14 protein-coding genes are annotated in these 25,967 nt (G+C 31.1%); 4 read left to right on the forward strand and 10 right to left on the reverse strand.

Annotated features, from left to right (window positions below):
* Window positions 1-25: 25 nt before the first annotated feature.
* A complete protein-coding gene (locus DAD81_RS10420; RefSeq protein WP_111708200.1) occupies window positions 26-1,186 on the forward strand; it encodes a helix-turn-helix domain-containing protein in 1,161 nt (386 codons plus the stop codon).
* 36 nt (window positions 1,187-1,222) lie between these two features.
* Here DAD81_RS10420 and DAD81_RS10425 read toward each other — a convergent pair whose 3' ends face one another.
* From DAD81_RS10425 to DAD81_RS10450, 6 genes are all read right to left on the reverse strand, one after another.
* Window positions 1,223-2,644 (reverse strand): glycoside hydrolase family 28 protein, encoded by a 1,422-nt coding sequence (locus tag DAD81_RS10425; RefSeq protein ID WP_245949214.1) that lies wholly within the window; start codon window positions 2,642-2,644, stop codon window positions 1,223-1,225.
* Window positions 2,645-2,662: 18 nt separating this feature from the next.
* Window positions 2,663-4,258, reverse strand: a complete 1,596-nt coding sequence (locus DAD81_RS10430) for a sulfatase (RefSeq protein WP_111708202.1) — start codon at window positions 4,256-4,258, stop codon at window positions 2,663-2,665.
* Between the two features lie 10 nt (window positions 4,259-4,268).
* On the reverse strand, window positions 4,269-5,366 hold the full coding sequence (locus DAD81_RS10435) for a glycoside hydrolase family protein (RefSeq protein WP_111708203.1): 1,098 nt from the start codon (window positions 5,364-5,366) through the stop codon (window positions 4,269-4,271).
* Between the two features lie 196 nt (window positions 5,367-5,562).
* Entirely contained in the window at window positions 5,563-8,025 is a 2,463-nt protein-coding gene (galB, locus tag DAD81_RS10440; RefSeq protein WP_111708204.1) for a beta-galactosidase GalB, read from the reverse strand.
* Window positions 8,026-8,058: 33 nt separating this feature from the next.
* Window positions 8,059-9,600, reverse strand: coding sequence for a sulfatase family protein (locus DAD81_RS10445; protein ID WP_111708205.1), 1,542 nt, complete (start codon window positions 9,598-9,600; stop codon window positions 8,059-8,061).
* Between the two features lie 9 nt (window positions 9,601-9,609).
* The gene (locus tag DAD81_RS10450; protein WP_111708206.1) at window positions 9,610-13,350 is read right to left on the reverse strand and encodes a VPS10 domain-containing protein; all 3,741 of its coding nucleotides are present in this window, start codon (window positions 13,348-13,350) and stop codon (window positions 9,610-9,612) included.
* 253 nt (window positions 13,351-13,603) lie between these two features.
* Between DAD81_RS10450 and DAD81_RS10455 the strand changes: the two genes are divergently transcribed.
* Window positions 13,604-14,734 carry an aldose epimerase family protein gene (locus DAD81_RS10455; protein ID WP_111708207.1) on the forward strand — a complete coding sequence of 377 codons (1,131 nt, stop codon included), beginning with the start codon at window positions 13,604-13,606 and terminating at the stop codon, window positions 14,732-14,734.
* 8 nt (window positions 14,735-14,742) lie between these two features.
* Window positions 14,743-16,920: a hypothetical protein gene (locus DAD81_RS10460; RefSeq protein WP_111708208.1), complete on the forward strand. Its 2,178-nt coding sequence runs from the start codon at window positions 14,743-14,745 to the stop codon at window positions 16,918-16,920.
* Between the two features lie 51 nt (window positions 16,921-16,971).
* On the opposite strand, the gene DAD81_RS10465 is transcribed toward DAD81_RS10460, so the two are convergent.
* The 4 genes from DAD81_RS10465 to DAD81_RS10480 are packed head-to-tail and all read right to left on the reverse strand — an operon-like array spanning window position 16,972 to window position 24,705.
* Window positions 16,972-18,399 (reverse strand): sulfatase, encoded by a 1,428-nt coding sequence (locus DAD81_RS10465; protein ID WP_111708209.1) that lies wholly within the window; start codon window positions 18,397-18,399, stop codon window positions 16,972-16,974.
* Between the two features lie 6 nt (window positions 18,400-18,405).
* Complete coding sequence (locus DAD81_RS10470; protein ID WP_111708210.1) at window positions 18,406-20,820, reverse strand: glycoside hydrolase family 88 protein; 2,415 nt, start codon at window positions 20,818-20,820, stop codon at window positions 18,406-18,408.
* Window positions 20,821-20,836: 16 nt separating this feature from the next.
* The gene (locus tag DAD81_RS10475) at window positions 20,837-22,201 is read right to left on the reverse strand and encodes a 3-keto-disaccharide hydrolase (RefSeq protein WP_111708211.1); all 1,365 of its coding nucleotides are present in this window, start codon (window positions 22,199-22,201) and stop codon (window positions 20,837-20,839) included.
* An 8-nt stretch (window positions 22,202-22,209) separates the two neighbouring features.
* Window positions 22,210-24,705 (reverse strand): glycoside hydrolase family 2 TIM barrel-domain containing protein, encoded by a 2,496-nt coding sequence (locus DAD81_RS10480; protein ID WP_179950046.1) that lies wholly within the window; start codon window positions 24,703-24,705, stop codon window positions 22,210-22,212.
* Between the two features lie 112 nt (window positions 24,706-24,817).
* Between DAD81_RS10480 and DAD81_RS10485 the strand changes: the two genes are divergently transcribed.
* Complete coding sequence (locus tag DAD81_RS10485) at window positions 24,818-25,963, forward strand: helix-turn-helix domain-containing protein (RefSeq protein WP_111708213.1); 1,146 nt, start codon at window positions 24,818-24,820, stop codon at window positions 25,961-25,963.
* Window positions 25,964-25,967 lie beyond the last annotated feature (4 nt).

Below are 25,967 nucleotides of genomic sequence, written 5' to 3' on the forward strand. Positions count from 1 at the left end.
AACTGAATATCAAACCAAATATCAAATGATCACTGCAAAGCTTTCAGCTATTCAGAAACAAGAAATTGTTACTAAAATAAGACAAAGCAATACCTTTAAAAAGGCTTCCACTAGCAATGCTTTACTTCAATATTTAAATAATGCTACGTTAAAAGGAACTAATTTAAAAGAAGGTGTTATTGATTTAGATTTCTTTGGCAGTAAAGAGGCTTCTGACAAAAACAATCCTAGAGTGCGTGTTAATGTTTACAACCTCAGAAAAAAAATAACACAATATTATGAAACTGAAGGTAAAGATGATCTTTGGCAATTAACTATTGACAAAGGCCAATATGAAGTTCGTTTTTTCAAAAAACAAGTGAGAAAACCATTTATAAACAAATTGAGTTGGAGAAAATCACTCCCTTATTTAGGTTTATTAATTACAATTTCAGCCTTAATATATACCAATACAACTCCAAAACCACCTTCTCTATGGAAATCTATTATTACAAAAGAGAAACCGACACATTTAATTATTGGAGATCATTTTGGAGTAACCGGAAACACAATAACTGGAGGTTTTGGATGGACCCGTGATTTTGAAATTAATAATATTAATGAATTTTACGCGCTTCTTGAAGAAAAGCCAGAACTAAAAAACACAATAAGACCTGCAAATTACACCTACACAACTAGAATGGCTGCTTTAGCGGCACAACAATTTGAACGTTTATACCAACATTACAATCAGGATTTAGATATTCGGTTTTCAACATTAACTTCTATTTCAGTAATAAAAGAAGGAAACGCTATTTATGCCGGACCTATTAAAAATAAAAATCAATTTATTCACTTTTTTAATGAAGCAAACCCTTATTTTACAATAGCAAATGGGGAGCTACACCTATCTAATCATCCGCAATTAAAAGATACTATCTTTAATTTAAAACCACCTATTGTAGAAGAGGAATACGCTATTGTTTCTAAATACCCTAGCATTGGAGATTCAGAACATTTTGTATTTTTCTCAGATCACGATATAGGTGTAAGTGCAACTGCTGAATATTTCACCAACAAGGATAGTATTCAAAATTTTGTAAACACATATTTAAAGGATAAAAAGTATTTTACGGCTATTTTTAAAGTTAAAGGACAACACCGAACTAATACTGATATAAAACTAGAAATGGCAGTAGGTTTTTAAACATACTGCCATTTTATAATTCTTTAAAAGTTAATTTTATTCATTTACATCAACCAATACAATTTCTTTACGTTTATCTTCACTTCTTAGCGTAAACTTAATGTTTTTAGTTTCAAGATTTTCAATATGTCTTGCGTAAACACCATAAGCTGGTGTAGCTCCTAATTTTGTAAATTCAGGGTATTCTGTTTCATTTTCCGGAACTACAATCTTCATATCTTCATCTGTTCCTCCGCCTGGTAAACTCACTTCAATATTTTCAAATTTTATATTACCAATTTTATGATTAGGAGTTCCTGTAAAAAAGAAACCTGATGTTGGAGTTAATCTTAATTCAGACAATTCAGAAACTTTAGCTTTAATGTTACGAATAACAACATTATTAATAGATCCAACGGGCTTTTTCTCAACCCCTCTATAAGTTAATCCTCTTTCTCCTAAACGAATAAATATCGGCATCTCTACATTTTCCATTGTAATGTTTTCAATTAACACATTGTCAATATTAGCACCATCAACACTTAACATTTTAATACCCCCACCTCTTGTATCATGTATAAAACAATCTCTAACGGTGATATTTTTATAATCTCCCATAGACTCCGTTCCGAACTTTATAGCTCCCCAATTGCTTTTAATTTTACAATCGTAAACTTCAATATCAGAAGATGGTTTTGGGCTTGTAGATTTAAAACAAATAGCATCATCACCAGAATCAATTGTTACATTCTTTATTACTCCGTGTGTGCTAGAATCAATATCAATAGCATCGTTATTTCTATTTGCGTGACTGTGAATATCAATACCATCTATTTCAAATTCATCGCATTGAAATAAATGCAAAGTCCAAGCTGCTGGCTGACGTAAATGAATATCTTTCATCTTTACATTAGTTGCACGAACTAAGCGTACCAAAAATGGACGATTTGAATAACGAATATCGTTATTTACATATTTACTGTCTTTTGAAATTAAAGATGAAAAATCTGGTTTTACAATTTCAATCCCTAATCTTTTAATTGTTTTTTTAACGTTTGCTGGTGTAAACATTTCACCCTGACCATTAATTGTTCCTTTCCCTGAAATAGATGCATTATCAACATCTATTGCCCCTATAAAGCACTGACCTCTAAACTGACCAGTGGCATCAATAAACGGATCTACAACGGGATAATCATTTGGGTTTATACTACCTAATAAAACAGTATTTTCAGTAATATTTAAATTTACATTATTCTTTAATAAAATTGTTCCAGAAATAAAAGTCCCGCCATCTAACATAACAGTTCCACCACCTGATTTACTGCACTCATCAATAGCATTTTGAATTGCCTGAGTATTTATTGTTTTGTTATCATCTACAGCTCCATAATCTTTAACATTCCATACCGTTTGCTTTTCACAAGAAAACAATGTAATTACTAAAACACTTAAAACAATTGCTAATCTATTTTTCATTATAAAATTTATTATTTATTAATCTATTGTTTGAAAACTTCCCCACCATTCATTTTTAGGATCAAAATCTGGTGATAAATACAACATTCTTTGTTTCTCTAAACTTTCCAATTTTTTTGTAGCCATTTTTTCTAGATGCTTTGCTTCTAATTCAGCATTATACAATGGATCTTTTTCTGGAAATCTTGCGCCAACATCTTTTAAATAATTAAAAAGTGTTGTTTTTAACGTTTCTACTTTTTCTGAATTTTCTTTTGAAACATCATTCATTTCTTCTAAATCATTCCTCAAATTGAATAATTCATCTCTACCATCTTCATAATAATGAATTAGTTTCCAATCTCCTTTTCTTATAACTGATGAAGGTTCTCCACCTTGATTTCCATAATGTGGATAATGCCAAATTAGCGGACGTTCTTCAATAGTTTCACCTTTTAAAATCGGTAATAAACTTACCCCATCTAAATGTTCTTCTGGTTTTAATTTTGCGCCAACTAAATCTAATAATGTAGGGTAAAAATCTGCTCCAGTAACAGGTGTATTATTTTCTTTAATGGTTTTTTCTAACCAAGGAACTTTAATAAAGTAAGGTTCTCTAATTCCACCTTCATATTGAAAACCTTTACCACCTCTTAATGGTAAATTTGAAGTAGAATAAGAATCTCCTGCTGAAACACCTCCATTATCTGAAGTAAACACAACAATGGTATTTTTATCCAAGCCTAAATCTTTTAAACCTTTTAACACAACACCAACTGCATCATCCATAGATTCTACCAAACCAGCATAAATAGGATTGTCTTGAGTTTCTCTCATTGGGAAAAATTTCTTCATTTTAAAAGAACTTTTTGCAATACCATTTTCCTCTGCTTTTTTACGGTATTTCTCCCATCTATCTTTTGAAGTTTGAATTTGACCGTGAACCGCATAAAAAGACAAGTAAGCAAAGAATTTTTCATCCTTATTTTCTTTCATAAAGTTTACAGTTTCCTTTGCCAAACGCATACTTAAGTTTTCGCCATCTTGCCCATCCTTTAAATTTGGATTTTCATATGGAGAAAAATAACCTCCTCTAGGTCCACCAGCATCCCAACCTCCTTTATTAATATCAAAACCGTGATCTTCTGGCCAAGAACCTTTTTCTCCTAAATGCCATTTCCCTGCAAAAAACGTTGTGTAACCTTCTTCTTTTAAAGCTTCTGGTAACGTTACATCTTTAAGCGACAAACTGTGCTCATATTTAGCTGGCATTAATTTTGAATATCTTTTTTTCTCTCTCCATTTTTCACCTTCACGAGCTCCAATCCAATCTGTAATTCCGTGACGCGCAGGAAATTTCCCTGTCATAATACTTGCTCTAGACGGACTACATACTTGGCAATTTGCATAACCATCATTAAAAACCGTACCTTCTTTAGCTATTCTATCAATATTTGGTGTTTCATAAAAACTATCATTTCTATAACTCAAATCGTTATATCCATAATCATCTGCAAGAATAAATAGAATATTTTTCTTTTCAGGTTCTTTTGTTTTTTGTTCAACTTTTTGGCTTGAATTACATGAAACAAGCAATACAATTACTACAGATAAAAGTGTTGTTATTTTTTTCATTGTTATTTATTTACTTTTTATATTCTATTGGAATGGCTAAATTTCCATTTATGTTATTATCATAAACTGCCACATAAATCATAATTGGCTGACCTTTTTCATTGGTTAAAACAAATGGGCGTTCTACACGTTTTGGCTTCCAAATTGACCCATCCGAAAGTACAAATTCTTTCTTCATAAAAACACTTCTTTCATCATGTTTCCAATCAAATCCATTTTCAGAATTAAACAAAGCTAAATCCTTTTTCCCCATTACGTGACAAACCATATAATATTTGTTCATTACTTGATCAAACCAAATACAAGCATCTTCCGTTTGAGCTTTAGCATACACGGGTTTTGGATTGAATTTAAAAGGACCTTCAGGATTTTTAGAATTACCTACAAATTGTATTCTAAAAGGTTTTTCATGGTTTAAATCGTCTCCTTTCATAATCATTAAATACTGATTATTTTGATAAACTACTGCTGGATTCACTGCAATTTTCTTGAATTTAATATTATCAGGTTCAACCACCACTTTCTCTGAACGCACAAATGGACCTTCAGGGTTATCAGCTACTGCAACACCAATTCGTTGGCTATCTCTAATTGTTAGCCTGTTTTCATTAAACCATTTTTCATCTGGATATTGAATCTTATCTTTTTCAAGTAAACCCTTAATATCGTTTGCTATGTAATACAAACAAATTTTACCTTCAGCAATTGTAGCATATGGATTATGTGAGTTATTTATATCCCAACCTGTTGTTTTTTTATCTTTTAAAACCACATTTACAAATTCAAATGGTCCTTCTGGATTGTTAGAAACTGCGTGCGCAATTTCGCAATTAGTCATCCAACCTTTATGCTCGTATTTTTTGTTCCATCTAGAATAATACGCGTGGTATTTCCCTTCCCATTTTACAACACTTAAACCCCAAACAAAATTATCAGGTTCAACCAATACTTGTTTTGTTTTGGTGTTATTCTGAAAGCTTGCAACAGTTTCAGGAGTTAAAGGGGTAAAACTTAAATTTTTATAATCTTTTATTTCTGAAGTTTTTTTTATTCCACAAGAAAATAAAGTTATACAAGCTATTATTAATAATATGTATTTTTTAATCATCTTAAAATTATTTTAACCGAAACGGCTAAGTAAGGAGGCTGTCTAAAAAGTAAAATTTTCGTCAACCCGAACTTAATTCAGGCTCTCATAATAATTAATTATCAGCGTAATGAGATTCTGAAATCTAAGATTCAGCGTAGCTAAATAAATTCAGAATAACGAGTTTTAATACTTTTTAGACAGTCTCTTTGATTTTTTATTTTGTTTCAACAACAACTACAGCACTTTTCAATCTTTTAGATTTTGCTGTTAATGTTATTTTCCCTCCCGTTTTTGAAGACTTTATAATTGCCAAACACATTCCGCTAAATGCTTTTCTGTGATTTGCCTGAAAAGACTCTAAACTAATTTGATTTCCGTTATCTACAGCAACTAATTCACCAGCTCCTTTTACAGAGAAGTTCACCAAGTTTGCAGCATTAGGACATAAGTTTCCGTTTTTATCTTCAATTCTTACAGTAACATATGCTAAATCTTCACCATCTGCATTAATTTCTCTTCTATCTACAGATAAATTAACTTTTGAAGGTTTCCCTGCTGTATTAATTTGCTCTTCTAAAACTTGTTTTCCATCTTTATAACCAACAACTTTTATGTTACCTGCTTCATAAGGCACATTCCAAGACAAACGGTATTTAGATTGAAAAGAATCCCCTTCATATCTCATAAACTGAACAATTAACTCTGTTAAATCCTTCCCTTTTACTTTTCTCCCCATTGATTTCCCGTTTACAAAAAGCTCAGCTTCATCACAGTTTGTGTAACAATAAACAGGAATATTTTCACCTTCCATACCTTTCCAATTCCAGTGTGGCAATAGGTGGATCATTGGTTTAGAAGTCCAATGACTTTGGTATAAATAAAATCTATCTTTAGGAAAACCACATAAATCTACAGCTCCAAAATAAGAACTGTGCGATGGCCAATCTCCATTCCAATAACCATTTGTAGAGTTATCTTTTCCTCCATAAGGTGTAGGTTCACCTAAATAATCGAAACCTGTCCAAACAAACTCACCCATAATGTTTGGGTTTTGTTCTTGAAAATGAAATTCAACATCTGGTGGATAAGCCCATGGTGGGCCAATTAAATCGTAACTAGTTACATGTAAAGATTCGTGTGTTTTGTATTTTTCAATAGGTAAATGATAAATACCTCTACTACTTGTACAACTTGAAGTTTCTGAACCATATAAAGCCAATTGTGGATATGTTTCGTGAATATACCCATATTTTGTAGGTTTATAATTAACCCCTGCAATATCAGATTGTGCAGCAAAATTCATTTTATAAGGAGCTTCAAAATTGTTCATTCCTAAAGTTGTAGGACGCGTTGGATCAATTTCTTTACAGTAATCGCTTAACATTTTAGCTACTTTCCAACCGTTCTTTTTATCGTGCTGTTCGTTAATTTCATTTCCCGTACTCCACATAATTACTGATGGGTGATTTCTATCTCTTTTCACCATATCTTTAATATCACGTTCAGCCCATTCTTCAAAAAATACATTGTATCCGTTTTCTACTTTTTGGTCTTTCCAAACATCAAAAGCTTCATCTAAAACTAACAAACCTAATTCATCACATAATTCTAAAAACTCTCTTGATGGTGGGTTATGACTTGTACGAATTGCATTTACACCCATACTTTTCATAATTTGTAATTTACGTTCGTCAGCTCTTCTATAAACTGCTGATCCTAACGCTCCATTATCGTGGTGTAAACAAACTCCATTAAATCTAATTTTCTTTCCATTTAAGAAAAATCCTTCAGTAGTAAAAGAAATTGATCTGAAACCAAAAGTTGAATTGTAAGTATCAATTACTTTTCCGTTTTGAGAAACAGTAGTTACTGCTTTATACATATTTGGATTTTCCGTATCCCAAATTTTAGGATTATCCACATTTACCCAAGTCCCTGAAACTTCACTTGAATTTGCTTTTACCGTAATTTCATCATCTATTGAAGCTGCTAATTTTCCGTCAGCAGAAAAATACTCTTGCTTAACTTGAACTTTTGCATCAACATTACCCGTATTTACAATAGTTGTTTCATTTTGAACAACACCTAATTTTTCTGAAATTGTTGGGGTAGTAATGTAAGCACCCCATTGCTCCACGTGCACTGGATTGTCAATTTTTAACCAAACTGAACGATATAAACCTGCTCCTGGATACCAACGAGAAGATAAATCTTGTGGACGTAAACGAACTGCAACTACATTTTCTGATCCATCGAATTTTAAATATTTACTAATTTCAAATTCAAAACCAATATAACCGTAAGGTCTGTTACCTACAAAATTTCCATTTACCCAAACGTAAGCGTCATACATGGCTCCTTCAAACTCCATTCTAACAACTTTTCCTTTAGCTGAAGGTTCCATTTTAAAGTTTTTACGATACCATCCCGTACCGTGAAATGGTAAACCTCCACATCTAGCATTATATTCTTCACTAAAAGGACCTTCAATAGCCCAATCATGTGGTAGATTTAAATTTCTCCAACTTGAATCATCAAAACTATTTTTTTCTGCTCCTTCTGCTTCTTCATTAAAAAAGCGCCAATTATCATTAAAATTTAAATCTTGTGCTTCCACGTTATACAAACCGCAAATTGCAGGTATAACTAAATACATTAAAAAAAGTATTTTTCTCATTTTGTTTTTGCTTATTTATGGTGAATTTTCTATTTATAAATGATATCCTGTTTTAACTTTACTATCTCTTGTTTCATTATATAATTTCAATAATTTTTGAACTTTATTTTTATACTTAGAATTATTGATGAAATTAAATTCTTCGTGTTCCCAAATATTATTATTTAAATTAAATAAAGCAATTGGAGTTCTTGTTTTATATGTTTTGTCTTTTTTATCAAATTGAATAATTAATTTCCAACCGTCTTTTATAATCATTCCTTCTTTCCCAGACCCTCCTTGTATAATAGTAAATGATCTTGATTTTACTTTCTTTTCTTGATTTAAAACTGGTAATAAGTTGTAAGAATCTAATGCTTCTCCTTCTTGAATTTCACTTCCTGAAATTGCTGCAATCGTAGCCATAATATCTGTTCCTAAAACTGGTTGACTAGCTATTGTTTGTGCTTTAATTTTGTTTGGCCAAGAAACAATAAAAGGAACTCTACTTCCCCCTTCATAAGGATCATTTTTGCAACCTCTGTAAATATCACTTGGTTCGTGTCTTGCATCCCAAGTGTCTCCATCTGTATGTAAACCTCCATTATCTGAAGTAAAAATAAATACTGTATTTTCATAGATACCTTGACTTTTTAATTCATCAACCAACATTTTCATTTGAACGTCTAACTCCTTCACCATATCCAAATGTTTTGATGGCGTTGTTCCTTTAATTTTTATACCATCAAGTTCATCTGGCGCCATATGAGGCGTATGAACAGCTTGTGAACAATAATACATAAAAAATGGTTTTTCTTTATTCGCATTAATTTTTATGTAATCAACTGCTTTACTAACAATTAGCGGACCTATTTCACTTGGATTCCATTTAGAGTCTCCCAATCCTTCATTTTTATCCAATTCATATCCTAAACGCTCGCAATAAGCAGCATCAATTAAACCTATTAAAGATTTCTCATGTAGCGGATACCATTCATCATTTTCATAAGCTGCATAAGGTACGTTTTGAATACCTGAAGGCAATGTAAAACTATAATCAAACCCATTTTGCTTTGGTCCGCCTGATACTATTTTAGATATATCAATATTTAGTTTAACTTTCTTCCCTCCATTTAAATCAAATATTTTATTAGGATCATTTTTATCTCTAAACCCAGTTCCTAAATGCCATTTTCCAAAGAAAGCAGTATTGTAATCAGCTTTTTTCATTAACCTTCCTAAAGTTAGAGTTTCAGGTGTAAACACACCTTTTGCATAACCAGACCAAACTCCCCAAGGTAAAGGACTACGATAATTATAATTACCTGTCATTATTGAATATCTTGAAGTTGCACATAAGGACGCCGGAGCGTGTGCATTGGTAAATAGCATACCATTTTCAGCAATTTTATCAATATTTGGAGTTTCAATAATAATTTTCGGGTTATGCATTCTTCTATATTTAGAAACATCTCCAACCCCCAAATCATCCGCTAACACAACTATAACATTAGGCTTAATATTCTTTTTTTGCGCATTTACTGAAAACAATAACAGCATTAATAGTAACGTAATTCCTGATTTAAATAACTTCATTTTATAGTATTATAATTTTATAAATTTTCCTGATTTTTTTTCTGAATTTTTCATAATGGAATATAAATACACTCCTGATCCTAATGATGATAAATCTATATTGTTTTTTAAAACACCTTTATAATGTTTAAGTAACTTACCTTCAGTAGAATATATTTTCAACTCACTTTCTTTTGTTAGTCCTTTTATAAATAAAACATCTTTCACTGGATTTGGAAATAATTGCACACCTAAAGTAGATATATCAATCTTTTCTGAATATTTACCCTGACAATCCTTGGCTGTTTTAACAATTAAATTATTAATTCCATTTTCCAATTCAAGATCTAAATTAGATGCTGAAGTAATTATTGTTTTTTCATTAAGAGTCACATAATATTTTGAAGCTCCTTTTAGATAAATTGAAACTTTTTGAGAACTTTTATTTACTGTTGAAGAAACTTTTAATGCATCTGGTTCTGTAATATTTATTGTATAACAACCTTCAAAAGAAGGAATTTCATCTACTTTTATACAAATATTATAAACCCCTGTATCTAAATCTTCAAAAGTAAAATTTTTAGTAAATGAGGCTTCTTTATCAATTGAATTCCCTTTTAAATTTACCGTATAGTTAAATTCTTTCCTTGCTACAATTTCAATAATCCCATTATTGCTTGAACTGCAAGTTTCACTGGTTGCTTTAATTTTAAAATTGTTTGTTGGAATAGTTTCTTCTTCCACAATTACATCGGTATCTGTAGCAACATACCAACCACTACCATATGTAGAAACATAATATTTACCAGGAACGTTATTATTAATTGCTATGTCATTAATTCTATCTGATTGTCCGTTGCCCTTATTAATTTTAGCCCAAGTTTCGCCACCATCTTTTGAAAGATAAGTTCCTGGGTTTTTATAATTAGCGTTGTTATTACCTAAAGTTGAAATTAAAATTGTTTTTGAATCATAATTAGCGGTTTCAACTCTAAATACCCATGGATAATCGAAAAGACGTTCCCAAGTAGCCATTTTATCTCTGCTCACCCATAAACCTCCTTCATGTTCATCCCACCAACTGTGGCCAGTTGTAATATAAACTAGTCCGTCATTTGCAAAATGAATATCATTTACACCATATTTAACAAGGTGATTAGATACTGATGTTACTTCATTCCAAGTTTCACCTCTATCAACAGATTTAAACAAACCGCCATTAGTACCTTGAACTGTAGCATATAACACACTTGAATTTACGGGGTCAAAAGCTAAAGAAGTTACATCAAGCGAACTTGGTAAACCTGTATTTGGTTTTGTCCAAGTTACACCTCCATCTTTAGATTTAAATATTCCAAATTCACCAACAGAATTTCCTACATATTGTATTTTACCAGATTCCTTTGGCACACAGAAATACATATAATTTGGATTATCCTCAGCAAATATTAAATTTAATTGATGAATAGATTGATCTCCTCCACCTGCTGATTCTGTCCATTTTGGAATAGGTGTGCCTATATGTTCCCAATTCACACCTGCATCCTTAGACCTATATAATTTACCCTGCCCCGCTTGTCTAAAAAATAAGGCATAATGAATATTAATATCGGTTGGATGAATTGCATAATTACTTAATGATTGTTCATCTTCTAAAATTTTATAAGAAGTTGCTCCTTGCGCTCCTACTCTTACCTTACCACCTTCATTATTTGTAACCCATAATGTATTTTCCCCCGCTGAACAAAACACTTTATCTTTAATTAATTTATGTTGAAAAAACCCGTGACCTGGAACATTACTATTACCCGCCCCAACATAACTTTCAGTCCCTGGAGTAATTTCTTTATCATCAATATCAACCCAAGTATCACCACCATTGTAAGACATTAGTGAAATTTTCGCCATTTGTGTATGCAAAACTGTTCCATCTGAATTAAAGCGCATAAAATTACACGATTTTCTTTCATAATCATCCCTATCCATCCAATGTTTTAGATATTTAATAGAAACATTACTTCCGGTTGGATTCCCTCTTCCTTTCCAATATGCTATATCATTTCCTCCATTCCAATTTTTACCATTTCTAAATGTAACATACCAATTTACTCCTCCATCTTTAGATCTCCACATCTGCCCAGGTTTAAAGTTATTTTCTGAAGCATTTGAATACATATTATTCACATAAATATTATTAGGATCTTTAGGGTCAACAGTAATAGTATTAAACCGTTGCGTAATACTTGTTGGTAAAGTTGAATATTTACTTTCCGCATTTGTAATTCCAAAGAAAAAATTAATTGTTTTATAATAACTACTTTTTATTTGGCTATTACCGCTAAACTGAGACATATCTAAAGCTATATTCCCATTTACTTTTTGCCAAGTTTCACCTCTATCTATACTTTTAAAAATACCCCCAGATGAATCTGCTACTGTATTTCCATTAGCCTTCCACATAACACTACTAATCACATAAAAAGTTAAGTTCCCAGTAGTAGCATCATGATGCATTACAAAAGAACGTAATACATCTAAACCATTTTGTTCTACTGTTTTTTTTACCCAATTTAGTCCGCCATTTATACTTTTATAAAAACCATAATTTGTTGAAGCATACACTACTGATGAGTTTTCAGGATCAACAAGAATAGTCTCAATATCAGCTTTTGTATCTAAACCTGTATTCTGTAAAGTCCAACTTTGACCTTTATCTGTACTTTTCCATATTTTCCCTTCACTTTTATCATCCGTATAAGTTCCGTGTGGTTTTGCTTTGGAGAATAATATACGACCAAGATTTCTCATTCTTCCAGCGCCAACATACCATATATTTTCATTACTAGGATCAACTGCTACACATGATAAAAAGGCTCCTCCAAATTTATTTTGTAGTTCCCAAGTTTTACCTTTATTGGTAGAATGAAAAAGCCCTTTATTATTTTCATCCGTACAAAAACCATAATCAGGGTTTTGCCTTGAATAGTCCATTGAAGTAAAATCTCTTGGACCTCTTATCCCAGTTCCATAAGATGGAGCGTCTGGATTCATTATTGTCTCATATGTATATCCTTTATCAGTTGAACGGTAAGCATTTCCCATGTTTGGAGCAATATACAGTACATCTGAATCAGTAGGGTGCCATAATGCAGATTTGTTATTACCACTCATACCAGGTCCAAATTGTTGCCATACAACACTTGGGTCAGACTCTACATCTTTAGTTCTTAAGGAATTAAAAAAAGCAGATTCATTTACAACTTCTTCAACCAAAAAATCATCAAAATAAAACTCTCCTGTTCCATCATCATTTGATCTTATAGAAAATAAAATATATCCACCAGCCTCTTCAATTGTTGAAGTATAATTTACAGAATACTTTACCCATTCAGAGCTCGACAACGTTAGATTTATTTGACCTACTTTGCTTCCTTCACTAGAAAATATTTTAATATTTGGTTCTGAATTTGTTCCAGCAACTATTGCTTTATAATAAAATGAAATATTATAAGTAGCTCCATTTTTCCATTTAATATTTTTTGGTGTCCATAAATTTCCTTTTTGACCAGCTAGGTTAAATTTCATATGAAAACCTTTTTCCCCTTGGTATTTTGAGTCTGAGTTAATTTCAAACTTAGAAAGTCCTATACCACTTGAATCTGAAAGCCAATCTGTATTTAAATCATTTTCAAATCCGCTACTAAATTCTTGCGCTATTATTGAAAATGGAAGCAATAAAATAACAAGTACTATATTTAATAAATTCTTCATTAATCTTAATTTATTGAGATCTCTTTATTAGAAATGTAAATTTAATACTAAGGTCCAATATTAATAACCCCATATGGAATATTTTATACAACAAATGTCTTATTTAATAAACCATAACTGTTAATTATTTTAATAATATAATTTCAAGTAATTCCTTTTGAAGAGTGTTTGATTGTAATTACATTTGGTTTCAAGTAATTAAGTTCTCTAAATTTAATTTCTACCTAATTCACCAACCTAAACAAATAACACTATGAAACTAGAAGCGCAGCACTCTTCATCTCTTTTAAAATATTGTTCATTATATATAATCTGTATAATTATGTTTATTGGTTGTAAGTCTCATAAACAGGATGTATTAAAAGAAAATTGGGGTGAAGTAAATGGAAAACCTGCTTTTTTATACACACTATCTAATAACAACCGTATGACTGTTAAACTTACAAATTACGGAGGAATTATTACCTCAATTTTAGTCCCAGATAAAAATGGTATTTCAGAAGATGTAGTTTTAGGATTTGATAATTTACAACAATACTTAGACCCAAATCCTTGTTTTGGTGCAACTATTGGACGATATGCAAATAGAATTAGAGGAGGAAAGTTTACAATTGACAGCATTAATTATCAACTAAAACAAAATGACAAAACACATTGTTCTCATGGAGCAAATGAATTTGACAGATCTCTTTGGGATGGAGAAATTATAAAAAACAAACTGGGAAAAGGAATAAAATTTCATCATTTTTCAAAAGATGGCACTAATGGATTTCCCGGTAATTTAAACGTTTATGTTACTTATACACTAACCGAAAACAATGCAATTCATGTTCAATTTGAAGCAACTACAGATAAGAGTACACATGTAAGCCTAACTCAACATAGCTACTTTAATTTAACCGCTTTAAAAGATAAAATTTACAATCACAAAATTCAGATAAAAGCAGATAATTATACTGAAATAGATGAAGATATTGTTCCTACGGGAAAAATATCAACCGTTTTAAATACAGATTGGGACTTAACAAAAATGACAAGAATTGGTGACAACATTCATAAATTAAATCACGGGGGCTATCACTATTGCTATATTTTTAACAAACCATTAAACAAATTAGAAGAAGTTATTAAAGTAATTGAACCTACTTCTGGAAGAACTTTAACCGTTTCTACAACACAACCTAGTGTACAGTTTTATTCAGGAAATTCAATTGGGAGTTTTACCGGAAAAAATAGCATTCAATATGGTCAACATGATGCTTTTTGTTTAGAAACTGAACATTTACCAGATAGTCCAAATCAATCAAATTTCCCTTCCACTTTATTAAACCCGGGAGAAAAATATAATGAAGTTGTAATTTACGATTTCGGTGTAATTAAATAAAAAAAGATATGAATTTAAGAATTATTTCAGCATTACTGTTAATTATTACAATCTCTTGTACTACAAGCAAAAAAGTCGATTTTAAATATGACACTGAAAACCAAAAAATTGAGTTTGCAGTTCAGCAATTAAAAAAAGCTCTTGAAGGGAATGAAAAATTTGATTCGAATTATAAAAATATAACATTTGAATTTTTATTAAAACCTAATGAAATTGCTTCAGAAGGATTTACCATATCAGAAAACAATGGTAAAATAACTATCACAGCTTCAGACTCTAATGGATTAATGTATGGAGGATTTGAAATCGCCGAGCAAATTACACTTCACGGAAAAATTTCTGAAATAAAAAAAGAACCGTATATAAAAAAGCGCGGAATAAAATTTAACATCCCTTTGGATGCAAGAACTCCGAGTTATGATGATACAGGAGATGCAGCTCAAGAAAATTATGCAGAAATGTGGGAATGGGAATTTTGGGAAGAATACCTAGATAAATTGGCAATTGACAGGTACAACACATTAACATTATGGAATCCACACCCTTTCCCTTCAATGATTAAAATGCAAAACTATCCAGACATAGCTTTAAATGATGTTTATGTAACTACCTTAAAACCAAAAGGACTGGAAAGTGAGTGGGCTGAACCTCAAATGGTTTCTACAAATACTGTTGAAAATGTAAAATTGGTTAAAAAGATATCTATTGAGGAAAAAATTGCATTTTGGCAAAAAGTAATGGAACATGCAAAGAATAGAGGAATTGACATCTATTTTTTCACTTGGAATCTTTGTGCTAATGGTGCTGCAAAACCTCTTAAGCCATTTTATAGAACCTATAACCAACCAATTTGGGATGAGGAACCTGGCAAATATGGCATTACTAATCAAATGGACAACCCTATAAATGTTGCTTATTATAGAGAAGCTGTTAAAACGTTCTTACTTACATACCCAAATGTTAAAGGAATTGGAGTTACCGCCGGTGAACATATGAAAGATGTTGCTGGTGATTACACAAGAGAACAATGGATTTGGGAAACATACGGACAAGGTATTTTAGACGCAAAAAAAGAACAGCCTAATAGAAAAATTAATTTTATTCACCGAGTTTGGAATACTAATTTAAAAAAAGTAATGAAGTATTGGAAGGATTATCCAGATTCATTTGATGCTAGTTATAAGTATGCCAAGGCTCGTTTATACTCATCTCCTTTTTTGAATTTTGCAGATGAGCATATTGAAGCGATGAAAGAGTTTAAATTGAAATCTTGGTGGAATTTACGTAATGATGATATTTTTGTATATCGTTGGGGAGATCCAGACTATGTTAGATCATTTATTGGGCATTTTCAAAAAGAACATACAATTGGATTCTATATGGGATCAGATGGATATGTTTGGGGTAAAGAATTTAATAGTAAAAACCCAAAATTATCTGGAGAATTAGAGATAAACAAACACTGGTTTAACTCTATGCTTTGGGGAAGATTGTCTTACGACAACTCTCTTAAAAACAACTTTTTTATAGACAAGCTTAAAAATCATTATCCAGGAACAGATGCAAATATTTTGTTTACCACTTGGCAAACGGCATCTAAAATTATCCCAAAAGTGAATTGTTACCACTGGCAAAACTGGGATTATCAATGGTCTGTTGAAGCTTGTATTGATGTAAGAAATGGGTTTCACAATGTAGAAATGTTTATGAATAATCCAACCTTAGTAGATAGTAATATGCTAAGTCCTAATGCCTATGTAAAAGGGGTAAATGATAAATCTTTATCCAATGAAATCACTCCATACCAAATTGCTAAAGAGTTAAATAATTTTGCAGATGAAACAATTTCAGGTGTTCAAAAAATAATTAGTACAAATGAAACTGCCGAATTAATCACCTTAAAAGATGATATGTTAGCAATGGCTTATTTAGGCAAATATTACGCATCTAAAATTGAAGCAAGTACAGAATTAGCATTCTTAAAAGCTACTAAAGTAGAATCACACAGAGCAAAAGCCATAACACATCTTGAAAAGGCTCTTGAATATTGGACTGAATATACATTAATATCAGAAAAAAACTATCGCCCTCAAATGTTAGCTAGAACAAAAGAATTGGATTGGAGAATGCGATTAAAAGATGTTGAAAAAGATATTGAAATTGCGAAAAACATAAAATTCGACTAATTAAAATGAGTTCGATATTAATAGAAATAACTATATCGAACTCATCTTAAATTAATTATTATTTTGAGCCATTTTTTCCTTAAGCAACACTTTTAATTCTTCAGTGATTTTAGGGTTTTCAACAGCGATATTTTTAGTTTCATAAACATCATTTAAATGATTGTATAATTCCATTTCACCATTTTTGTGCAATGTAAACCTATACGTAGCTGTTCTAATGGTATGTACTCCATTTCTATAAGAAAATGCAACATGCCCTTTTCTTTTTGGATTCTTAAGCTGTGATTTTAAAGAAACTCCATTTGCAAATTCAGGTAATTTCACCCCTGTTAAGTCACACAATGTTGGAAAAATATCTACAGTTTCAACAATTGCATTGGTGCTTTTTCCTTTCTTTTTTAACGATGGATATAAAATAATTAATGGTGAATGCACTCCTTCTTCAAATAAATTATGTTTTCCCCAAATAGCGTGATCGCCTAAATTCCATCCGTGATCTCCCCACAAAACAACAATTGTATTTTTATCCGCTCCTGTTTCTTTTAATTTTGAAATAATTCTTCCAACTTGAGCATCTGCATAACTTACACAAGCCGCATAATGTCTTCTAACCTCTTCAGCAAACTCTTTATCTTCATTTGGATTCTTTCCCCAACTGTTATATTGCTTAAACTCCCCCGATCCGTGCCAAGTTGAAGTTCCTTTTGGTTTTTCAGGACTTGGAATTGCAGGTATTTCAACACCATCATATAAGTCTAAATATTTTTTAGGCGCACCAAACGGTAAATGAGGTCTAATAATTCCAACAGCTAAAAAGAATGGTTTATCTCTATCGCTAGTTAATTCATCCAACTGATTTAAAGCTTCGTTTGTAATATGCCCATCTGGGTAAGTAGTGTCTGGACCTTCAACAGATTGATAAACGTCCATTTCATTAGGTTTCACTCTAATTTCTCCGTTAGCTAATCCATGCATTCCGCCTCTTGGATGTTCCCATTCCGCAACTGGCATTAAATGTTTATCCCAAGCATTTGGCATTTCAATTACATTTGGATCATCCCAATTCTTACCACCTCTTCCTCCTGGATGGTGAGAAACTTTACCTACGGAAACTGTTGTATATCCATTGTTACGAAACCATTCAGGCATACTAGGATTAATTTCATCCGGTTTTTTAGCCATTGTTTTTGCTCTTAAAAACAAAGCCTGATTGTTCCAAGTGCCATACATTCCTGTTAGCATTGTATACCTTGAAGCTCCACAAGTAGGAGAATTCACATAATGGTTTTTAAATGCTCTTCCTTCACTAGCCAGTTTATCAATATTTGGAGATTTAATATAAGAAGCCCCAAAAGAAGCTAATTCTGGGCGTAAATCATCAATACAAATTAGTAAAATATTTTTTTGCTTTTTCGATTGAGCAATTAATGAAACACTTAAAGTTCCTATTAAAAGCAATACAATTTTAAAATATTTCATTCTTAATTATTTTGAAGAAAGCACAATTCCTTTTACGTCTGCTTTATAATTCACAAAAGAATTCCAAGGTCCGTTTAACCAAATTAAAACTTTATGTCCTTCTCCTGCAACAACAATTGGACGAATATTTCTATATTCAGAATTAGAAGTAATGGCATTCCACTTTATAGTTGAAATATCATCATTTAAACTAATTTTCGCACTATAGATTTCGTGAATATTATTCATTTTTTCTCCTGTAGAAGGATTTACATCTGTTGAAATATAAACCATACTTGGATCTTCTGGATCAAAAGCCATTAAACCTGTATAACTACTTTCCATAGTATATAAACAAGTTCCGGCATATGCTATTTCCTTGTCAATCCACTTTTCTCCATCCCATGCTGCTATTCTATAACGATGATCATTATTACTTAAATACAACGAATATCCAATATGAGGATTGTTGTTTTTATCCTTACCCGTTGCACAAGTCCAAGCACTATTTGGTACGCTCTCAAAACCTTTTGGTTTCTTTTTAGTTTCACTTCCTACATAAATTTTTTCAGCTTCAGGAGTTCTTAAAGGCTCTTTAAGATCTTTAATTTTAGTACCATCTACGTTATAAAAAGCGCCATTTTTGAATTCAGCATAATACAAACTATTTCCATAGGCTCTTGGATGTCCATCGGTAAATGAAACTCCTACAGTATTCTTGTCCTTTTGAAAATATCTAGCATATGGTCGTTGACGTCCTTCAACATCATCGGCTATAAAATGAGTTCTGTTTCCCCAAGTTTCACCCTGATCTTTTGAAGTAATAAAACTTGGATTAAATGATGGGCCATCTCTAAAAAAGTTATAAAGTGATTTCTCATTTTCCAAATAATACAAATTCATATAGGTGACTCCTTTTCTACCTTCATAATCGTGTGCAAATGTTTTCTTGTCTCCCCATTCTAAATAATTTGTAGGTGAAGAAATATTATAATAATGATTCTTTTCATTACCATGTTTTGCCCAAACAGAGAGAATACTTCCATCAGGCCGAGCATACAATGCAGGTACATCATGATCATCGGCCTGAAAGTTTTTATCTAAGACAACCGTACCTTCATTGGTCTTTGTTTTAAAATCATACACACTTACTTTTACATCTCCACTTTGTCCACTTAATCCTCCAATAATTAGCTTACCATTATTTATAATTGCACGTGGATCTTGATACCAGCACCAACCACCATCATTCATAAAGGTAGTAAACTCACTTACTTCTTTTTTTGGTGGATTAACACTTTCTAACTTTTCAGCATATTTATACATTTCTGTACCCGCAGCTAAAAAAGCACCAACTCCATACAACTCAGTATAATTTGGAAAGCTATTTCCCGGAGCAGCACCAACTGGCTGAATATAACCGACCAAACCTTCTTCTGTAACACATTCAATTAAAGCTTCCCAACCTTTAAATAGGATAGGTTCATAAATCTTAGCATCTAAATATCCATTATTAATTCCCCAAGCTAAACCTTGTACAAAAAATGCAGAACCACTAATTTCTTTGGTAGGATATGCTTTTTCACCTCCTAAAATACCTGAAGACCAAGTTCCGTCTTTACGCTGTGTTTTTCTTAAAGTTTCAGCCATTTGTTGAAAAGTTTCAACATAAAATTGTTTTCCTTTCCAATCTTTTGGAAAATCTGGAATCATTAAAGCTAGACCTCCAAAAACCCATCCATTTCCACGAGACCAAAATACACCTTGCCCGTTTTCTTCTTTCTTTGTTAAATACTTTTTATCTCTATAAAACAAGTGTTCTTTTTTATCCCAAAGTGCATCATATGTTTTGTGATATTGTTCATCCATATAATTTAAATACTTCTCATCACTTATCACTTTTGAAAGTCTTGCCCAAACTGGCGGAGCCATAAATAAAGCATCAGCCCAATTCCATTGCCATTTATCTTTTTGATCACTGTTTAAAATAGAATCAAACTGTTTTCTTAAAGGTTTAATTAAATTTTGATGACCAAACATTGTATACATATTTAAATACAATTGCCCCACAGCGTGATCATCTGCATGATACATTCTTTTATGTAATTCCCATTTATTCTTTAAACCAATTTCATATAACCATTTAGAATATGTTGGATCTGCAGTTATAGTTGAAAACTCATACATCCCAGCATACAAAGCCGCTCCCATCCATTCTTTATCATTATATCTATTTCTATGATGCCACTTTTTTTGATTTTCGGGTAAAGGTAAAGCTCTAAACTTCCCTTGATCTTCAAAAGTTCTAATCTGCCAATCTGCAACTTTTTTACTTATTGCTTTTACTTCTTTTTTTGAAGGTACTTTTGGCTGATTGTCACAACTTAATACAACTAATAGAATTACAGCACTAAGTAGTATTTTTAATAATTTAGATATCATAATTAATGATTTATAACTAGTTAAGTTCTTTTATTTTTATGTTCTTAAAATGAACTTCATCTCCGTGATCTTGTAAAAGAATAAGTCCTTCTTTTGCCTCTCCAAAATTTGGCCAGTTTTTATATTTACTATATTTAACTAGAGCTTTCCATTGTTGGGTACCTCTCACATATTCTACCATTTTACAACCGTTTAAAAAGTGTTGTACTTTTTGACCATCTACAACTATTCTAGCTCTATTCCAACTGCCTTTATTTACATATTTTTTTGTATAAAGTGAAGGGATATATTCTTGAGCATCTCCTCTAATTAAATCATACAAAGAAGATAACGTACGATTACCATCTACTCCTTTTTTAGCATCTGGATGCTTGTTATCATCTAATATTTGGAACTCACAACCAATTGCTGAGCCTTTACCTTTATTTAAGTTTGTATCTACAAAATATTTAATACCACTATTGGCTCCATCTGTAAATTTAAAATCTAATTCTAAAATAAAATTTTCATAAGGCCTTGTAGTTACAATATCACCTCCGTTTTCAGATTCTGCACCACCAGATGCGTGAACAGAAAGAACCCCATCATTTATACTCCAACCTTTATCTGGAAAATTATCTTTTTTTGCACCTCTCCAACCATTTGTTGTTTTTCCATCCCAAAGCATTTTCCATCCATTTTCTTTTTCAACCTTGGTAAGTTCATTATTTAAATAACTAATAAGAGGAGCCGTAGTTTCAAACTTATAATCATCTGAAATTTCTGTTAACTTAATATTTTTCCATCTTGTTTTTTTACCAATTTTAGCTCCACTAGCTGCATGGACTTGCAGAGCTATAAAACCTGCTTCTACTTTTTCTTCAACTAGGTTTGCTATATTTACACCATTAATCCAAGTAGCAATTCTGTTACCACTAGCAATTACCTTCACCTTATTCCATTCACCATCAATATATGCTGTTTTTACTTCAGGATTGTATTCAACAGTATACCTCCAACCATATCTACTTTGATCAAATATACCTCCATTCCATCTTCTGGTAGACGTTTCAGCTTCTATTTGCGGTCCAAAAACAGATTCATTTCCTTTAGAAGGATCGTAATGACTTCTTATTTGAACACCTCCATTTAAAGTTTCATCAATTTTAATTTCATATTCTAAAATAAAATTTTTGTACTCTTTTTTTGTTGATAAATAGGTACTAGGAGATCCTTTTGTTGATGTTCCAACAATAGCGTTATTTTCTACTTCAAATTTAGCAAAACCATTTAAAGCTTTCCAACCTTTTAGATTTTTACCATTAAAAAGGTCTATTGATTTTTGAGCATTTACACTTAAAACTACCGTTAAAAATGCAACTAAGGTGATTAATTTTCTCATTATATATATTAGTGTTTAACTTTTTTTACTGCTTTCCCTTCTCCAATTTTTTCGTATAAATTTTTCGTTTCTTTTTCTAAAGTAACAATTGGATTTACTTCTACAATTCCGAATTCATTATTTTTATCTATTCCTTTTCCAACAATTTTTATATAACGAATTTCTTGTTGCTTTGGAAAAATAAAAGCTTCTAAGGCTGCATTTCTATTACTTATACCTACAAATAATGGAATCCAATTTTTATTATCTACAGAACCTGAAATTTCTAAATTGAATTTATTACCAATAGCTTTATATAAATTTAATTTAACACCGTTAACTAAACTTATTTTCTTCAAATCAATATTAAATTCAGAAGTTCCTGTTGCAAACCAAAAAGTTTCTAAATTTCCATCAACAGCATTTATAGCTTTTGTTTCTTTCTCTTCTTTTGAAGCTGAAACTTTATAATTTGAAATTGTCTTTTTATAATTTACGGTAAACCCATGTTCTTTATTAATTGTTCCAGAAATCCCTTTGGCTATCAATTTATTTGCTCCGTCTTTTAAAACAACATTCCATTTAAAACTTTTGGTTTGTTTCCCTAAAGATTTTCCATTTTGAAATAATTCCACTTCATTCATATTTGAAAAAACCTGATATACTTTTTCTGGTTTACCTCCGCGTTCTGTCCAAAATGGAGATTCTAAATACAATACAGGTTCTTTACTCCATCTAGATTTTAATAAATAGAAAACATCTTTCTTTTCTCTATCAAAGGTCAATAACCCTTTTTGATTTATGTGTGGTTTTGTATCACCTCTATGAGCAGCTCCAAAATCAGCAAAAGACCACCAATTTACACCACTTAACCAATCTAACTTTTCAATTTGATTTAAGTGAGACTCCATAAAATCATTTTGAAATTCAATACTAAAATCTTGCTTTTGAGGATTTTCAGAATGCACTCTTATATCAGATCCCGCCCCAAATTCAGAAAGAATTAATGGTTTATTCGGATCCATATTGTGTAACTCATTTAAACGATCAGTTAATGTATTATAATGTGTTCCATACCAACCTCTGTATAAATTATACCCAAATATATCTGGTATTTGTACTATTTTTAATTCTGACCCGTGATTTTGATCACCAATTACAAAAACAGTTTTCCGAATAGGATCTTGACTATGAATAAAATCGTTTTGTCTTTTTAATAAATCGTAGTTTTTTGCTTTGCCATCACCTCTATCCGTTAACCAAACTTCATTTCCCATTCCCCAAACTATAATCGAAGAATGATTGTAATGCTGGTTAATTAAATCAGTCATCATACTTCTAAGGTTTTTCTCGTATTCAGGTTTATCTGTTGTAAAGCCAACATATGGAATTTCTTCCCAAACCAATATTCCAAGCTTATCACATAATTGCAAAACATATTCATTTTGCTGATAATGTGCTAACCTAAGCCAATTAACACCAATTTCTTTCATTAACTTAATATCCTTAAAATGCTGACTTAATGGTAAAGCATTTCCTTTTTTATAGTAATCTTGATGTCTATTTAAGCCGTGTAATTTATAAGGTTTTCCATTTAAAAAGAAGCCTTTGTCTGCTGTAAATTCAAACCATTTAAAACCGTGATTTGTTGAAACTTTATCTACAACTTTCTTATTAACAATTAATTGAATTTCAACCTTGTACAAAATAGGGTTTTCAGGACTCCATAATTCTGGTTTTAAAATTTTATGAGTTGGAATAATTACGTTTTTAGTTTCATTTGCAGCAACAACTGTATTTATTTTTTTTGAAGAAATTTTGGTTCCTTCATAATCAAAAATAGTAGCAATTAACGTTATGTTTGATTTTTCAGTTCCCCCATTATCTATTTCAACAGTTGTTTTTAAATTAGATGAATTAGAATTTGTGTTTTCACTCCAAACCCTATAACCAGAATCAGCAAAATGTGTTCTAGAAATTGCAACGTTTTCAGATGAAAGCAATTCTACCGAACGGTATAAACCACCATAAAAATTAAAATCTCCTTTAACTGGTGCCAAGGTTTTATCAATTTTATTTGAAACCTTTACATCAATTACATTATTTCCTTTTTTTAATTTCTTTGTCAATTCAATAGAAAAAGCACTGTAACCACCAAAATGTTCTGCTATCTGTTTACCATTTAAATAAACAACAGCTTGCTGACCGGCAGCATTAAAACGAATATAATTTCGCTTTTTTAATTGTTCTTTTGAAAAGGAAATATTTTTTCTATACCAAGATGTAGCTTTTCGGTAATCTTTAGTTTCTAAAACATCTAAATTATTCCACGTGTGCGGCAACGAAATTTGTGAATATTCAATGTCTTTTTCAATAGGTAAATCCTCAGAATCTTTTTCTAAATACAACCAATTATCATTAATACTTTTTGAATTTGACCAGATAGGCTCAAATTTTATTTGCTGACTTTTTATAGAAGTATTAACCACTAGTATAGTGGCTAACATAATAAAAATATTTTTCATTTTTAGTTTCATTACATTTTAAACTGAGTACAAGTTACCACAACCAATTAATTTATTTATATTTAACCTGAATTTAACGGTACTTGTAACGGTTAAAAACACACTAAAGGTAATGATTTCAGAAGAAAAAAAGTTAGCGCTTACCGAAGAAATAATTAAGAGTAAAGTATTTCAAAAATCACCGAAAAGCTCGGCTCTTTTAAGGTTTTTAGTAAAAGCTAATATTAATGGAAGCTTTTTAAAAGAAGATATTATTGATTTAGAATTTTTTGGTTCTAAATCTAGTTTTGATAAAACCAACCCAAGAGTTAGAGTAAACATATATAATCTTCGAAAAAAACTAACAACCTATTACAATACTATTGGAACAGATAAAGATTGGCGAATATTTATAGACAAAGGCCAATATAGCGTACGATTTGAAAAACAATTTACAAGTAAAAAAATTCTTTCTAATTTAAAGCCAAAATATGTATTCCCATACATTCTTTTATTTCTTTTTGGATTATTTATATTTTTCAACAATTTAAAACCAACAGCGCATTCACTTTGGAAAAGTTTCTTTCAAAATAATAAGCCTACAACTTTAGTTATTGGTGATGCCTTTGGAATTATTGGAAAAACAATAACAGGTTCATCTGGCTGGACTCGTGATTATAACATAAACAACTCGGAAGATTATTATAAACTTTTAGAGGAGAAACCCGAGTTAAAAAGCATTACTAAGCCTGCAACCTATTCTTACATTACAGAAATGGGCGCCCAAGCATCCTATGATTTAGCTAGATTATTTGCTAAATATAATAGCTATTTTGATATTAGATATTCATCTAACACCTCTATGATTGATTTAAAAAACGTGAATTCAATATATGTTGGACCTGTTAGAAATGAAAATAAATTCATATCAATCTTTAACAATGCTAATCCTTATTTTAAAATAGAAGATAAAAAAGTAACGTTTTCTGGTCACCCTACTTTACCTACAAAATTTTTAAATTTAAGTACGTCTGGAAAAGAATCTGACATTGCAATAGTATCAAGAATTCCTGGACCACAAAATACCACTCAATTTATATTTTTCTCTGATCACGGTATGGGTGTTATGGCAACTATTGAATATTTTACAAATAAAGATTCTTTAAAGATTTTTGAAAAACAATTAAAAGGAAAACAAAATTTTACGGCAATTTATAAAGCAATTGGTAAAGATAGAACCAATATGGATTTAAAAACTTTATTAGTTGTGCCGTTTTAAAAAT

This window comes from Lutibacter citreus (assembly GCF_003260195.1).
GTDB classification, from domain to species: Bacteria; Bacteroidota; Bacteroidia; order Flavobacteriales; family Flavobacteriaceae; genus Lutibacter; species Lutibacter citreus.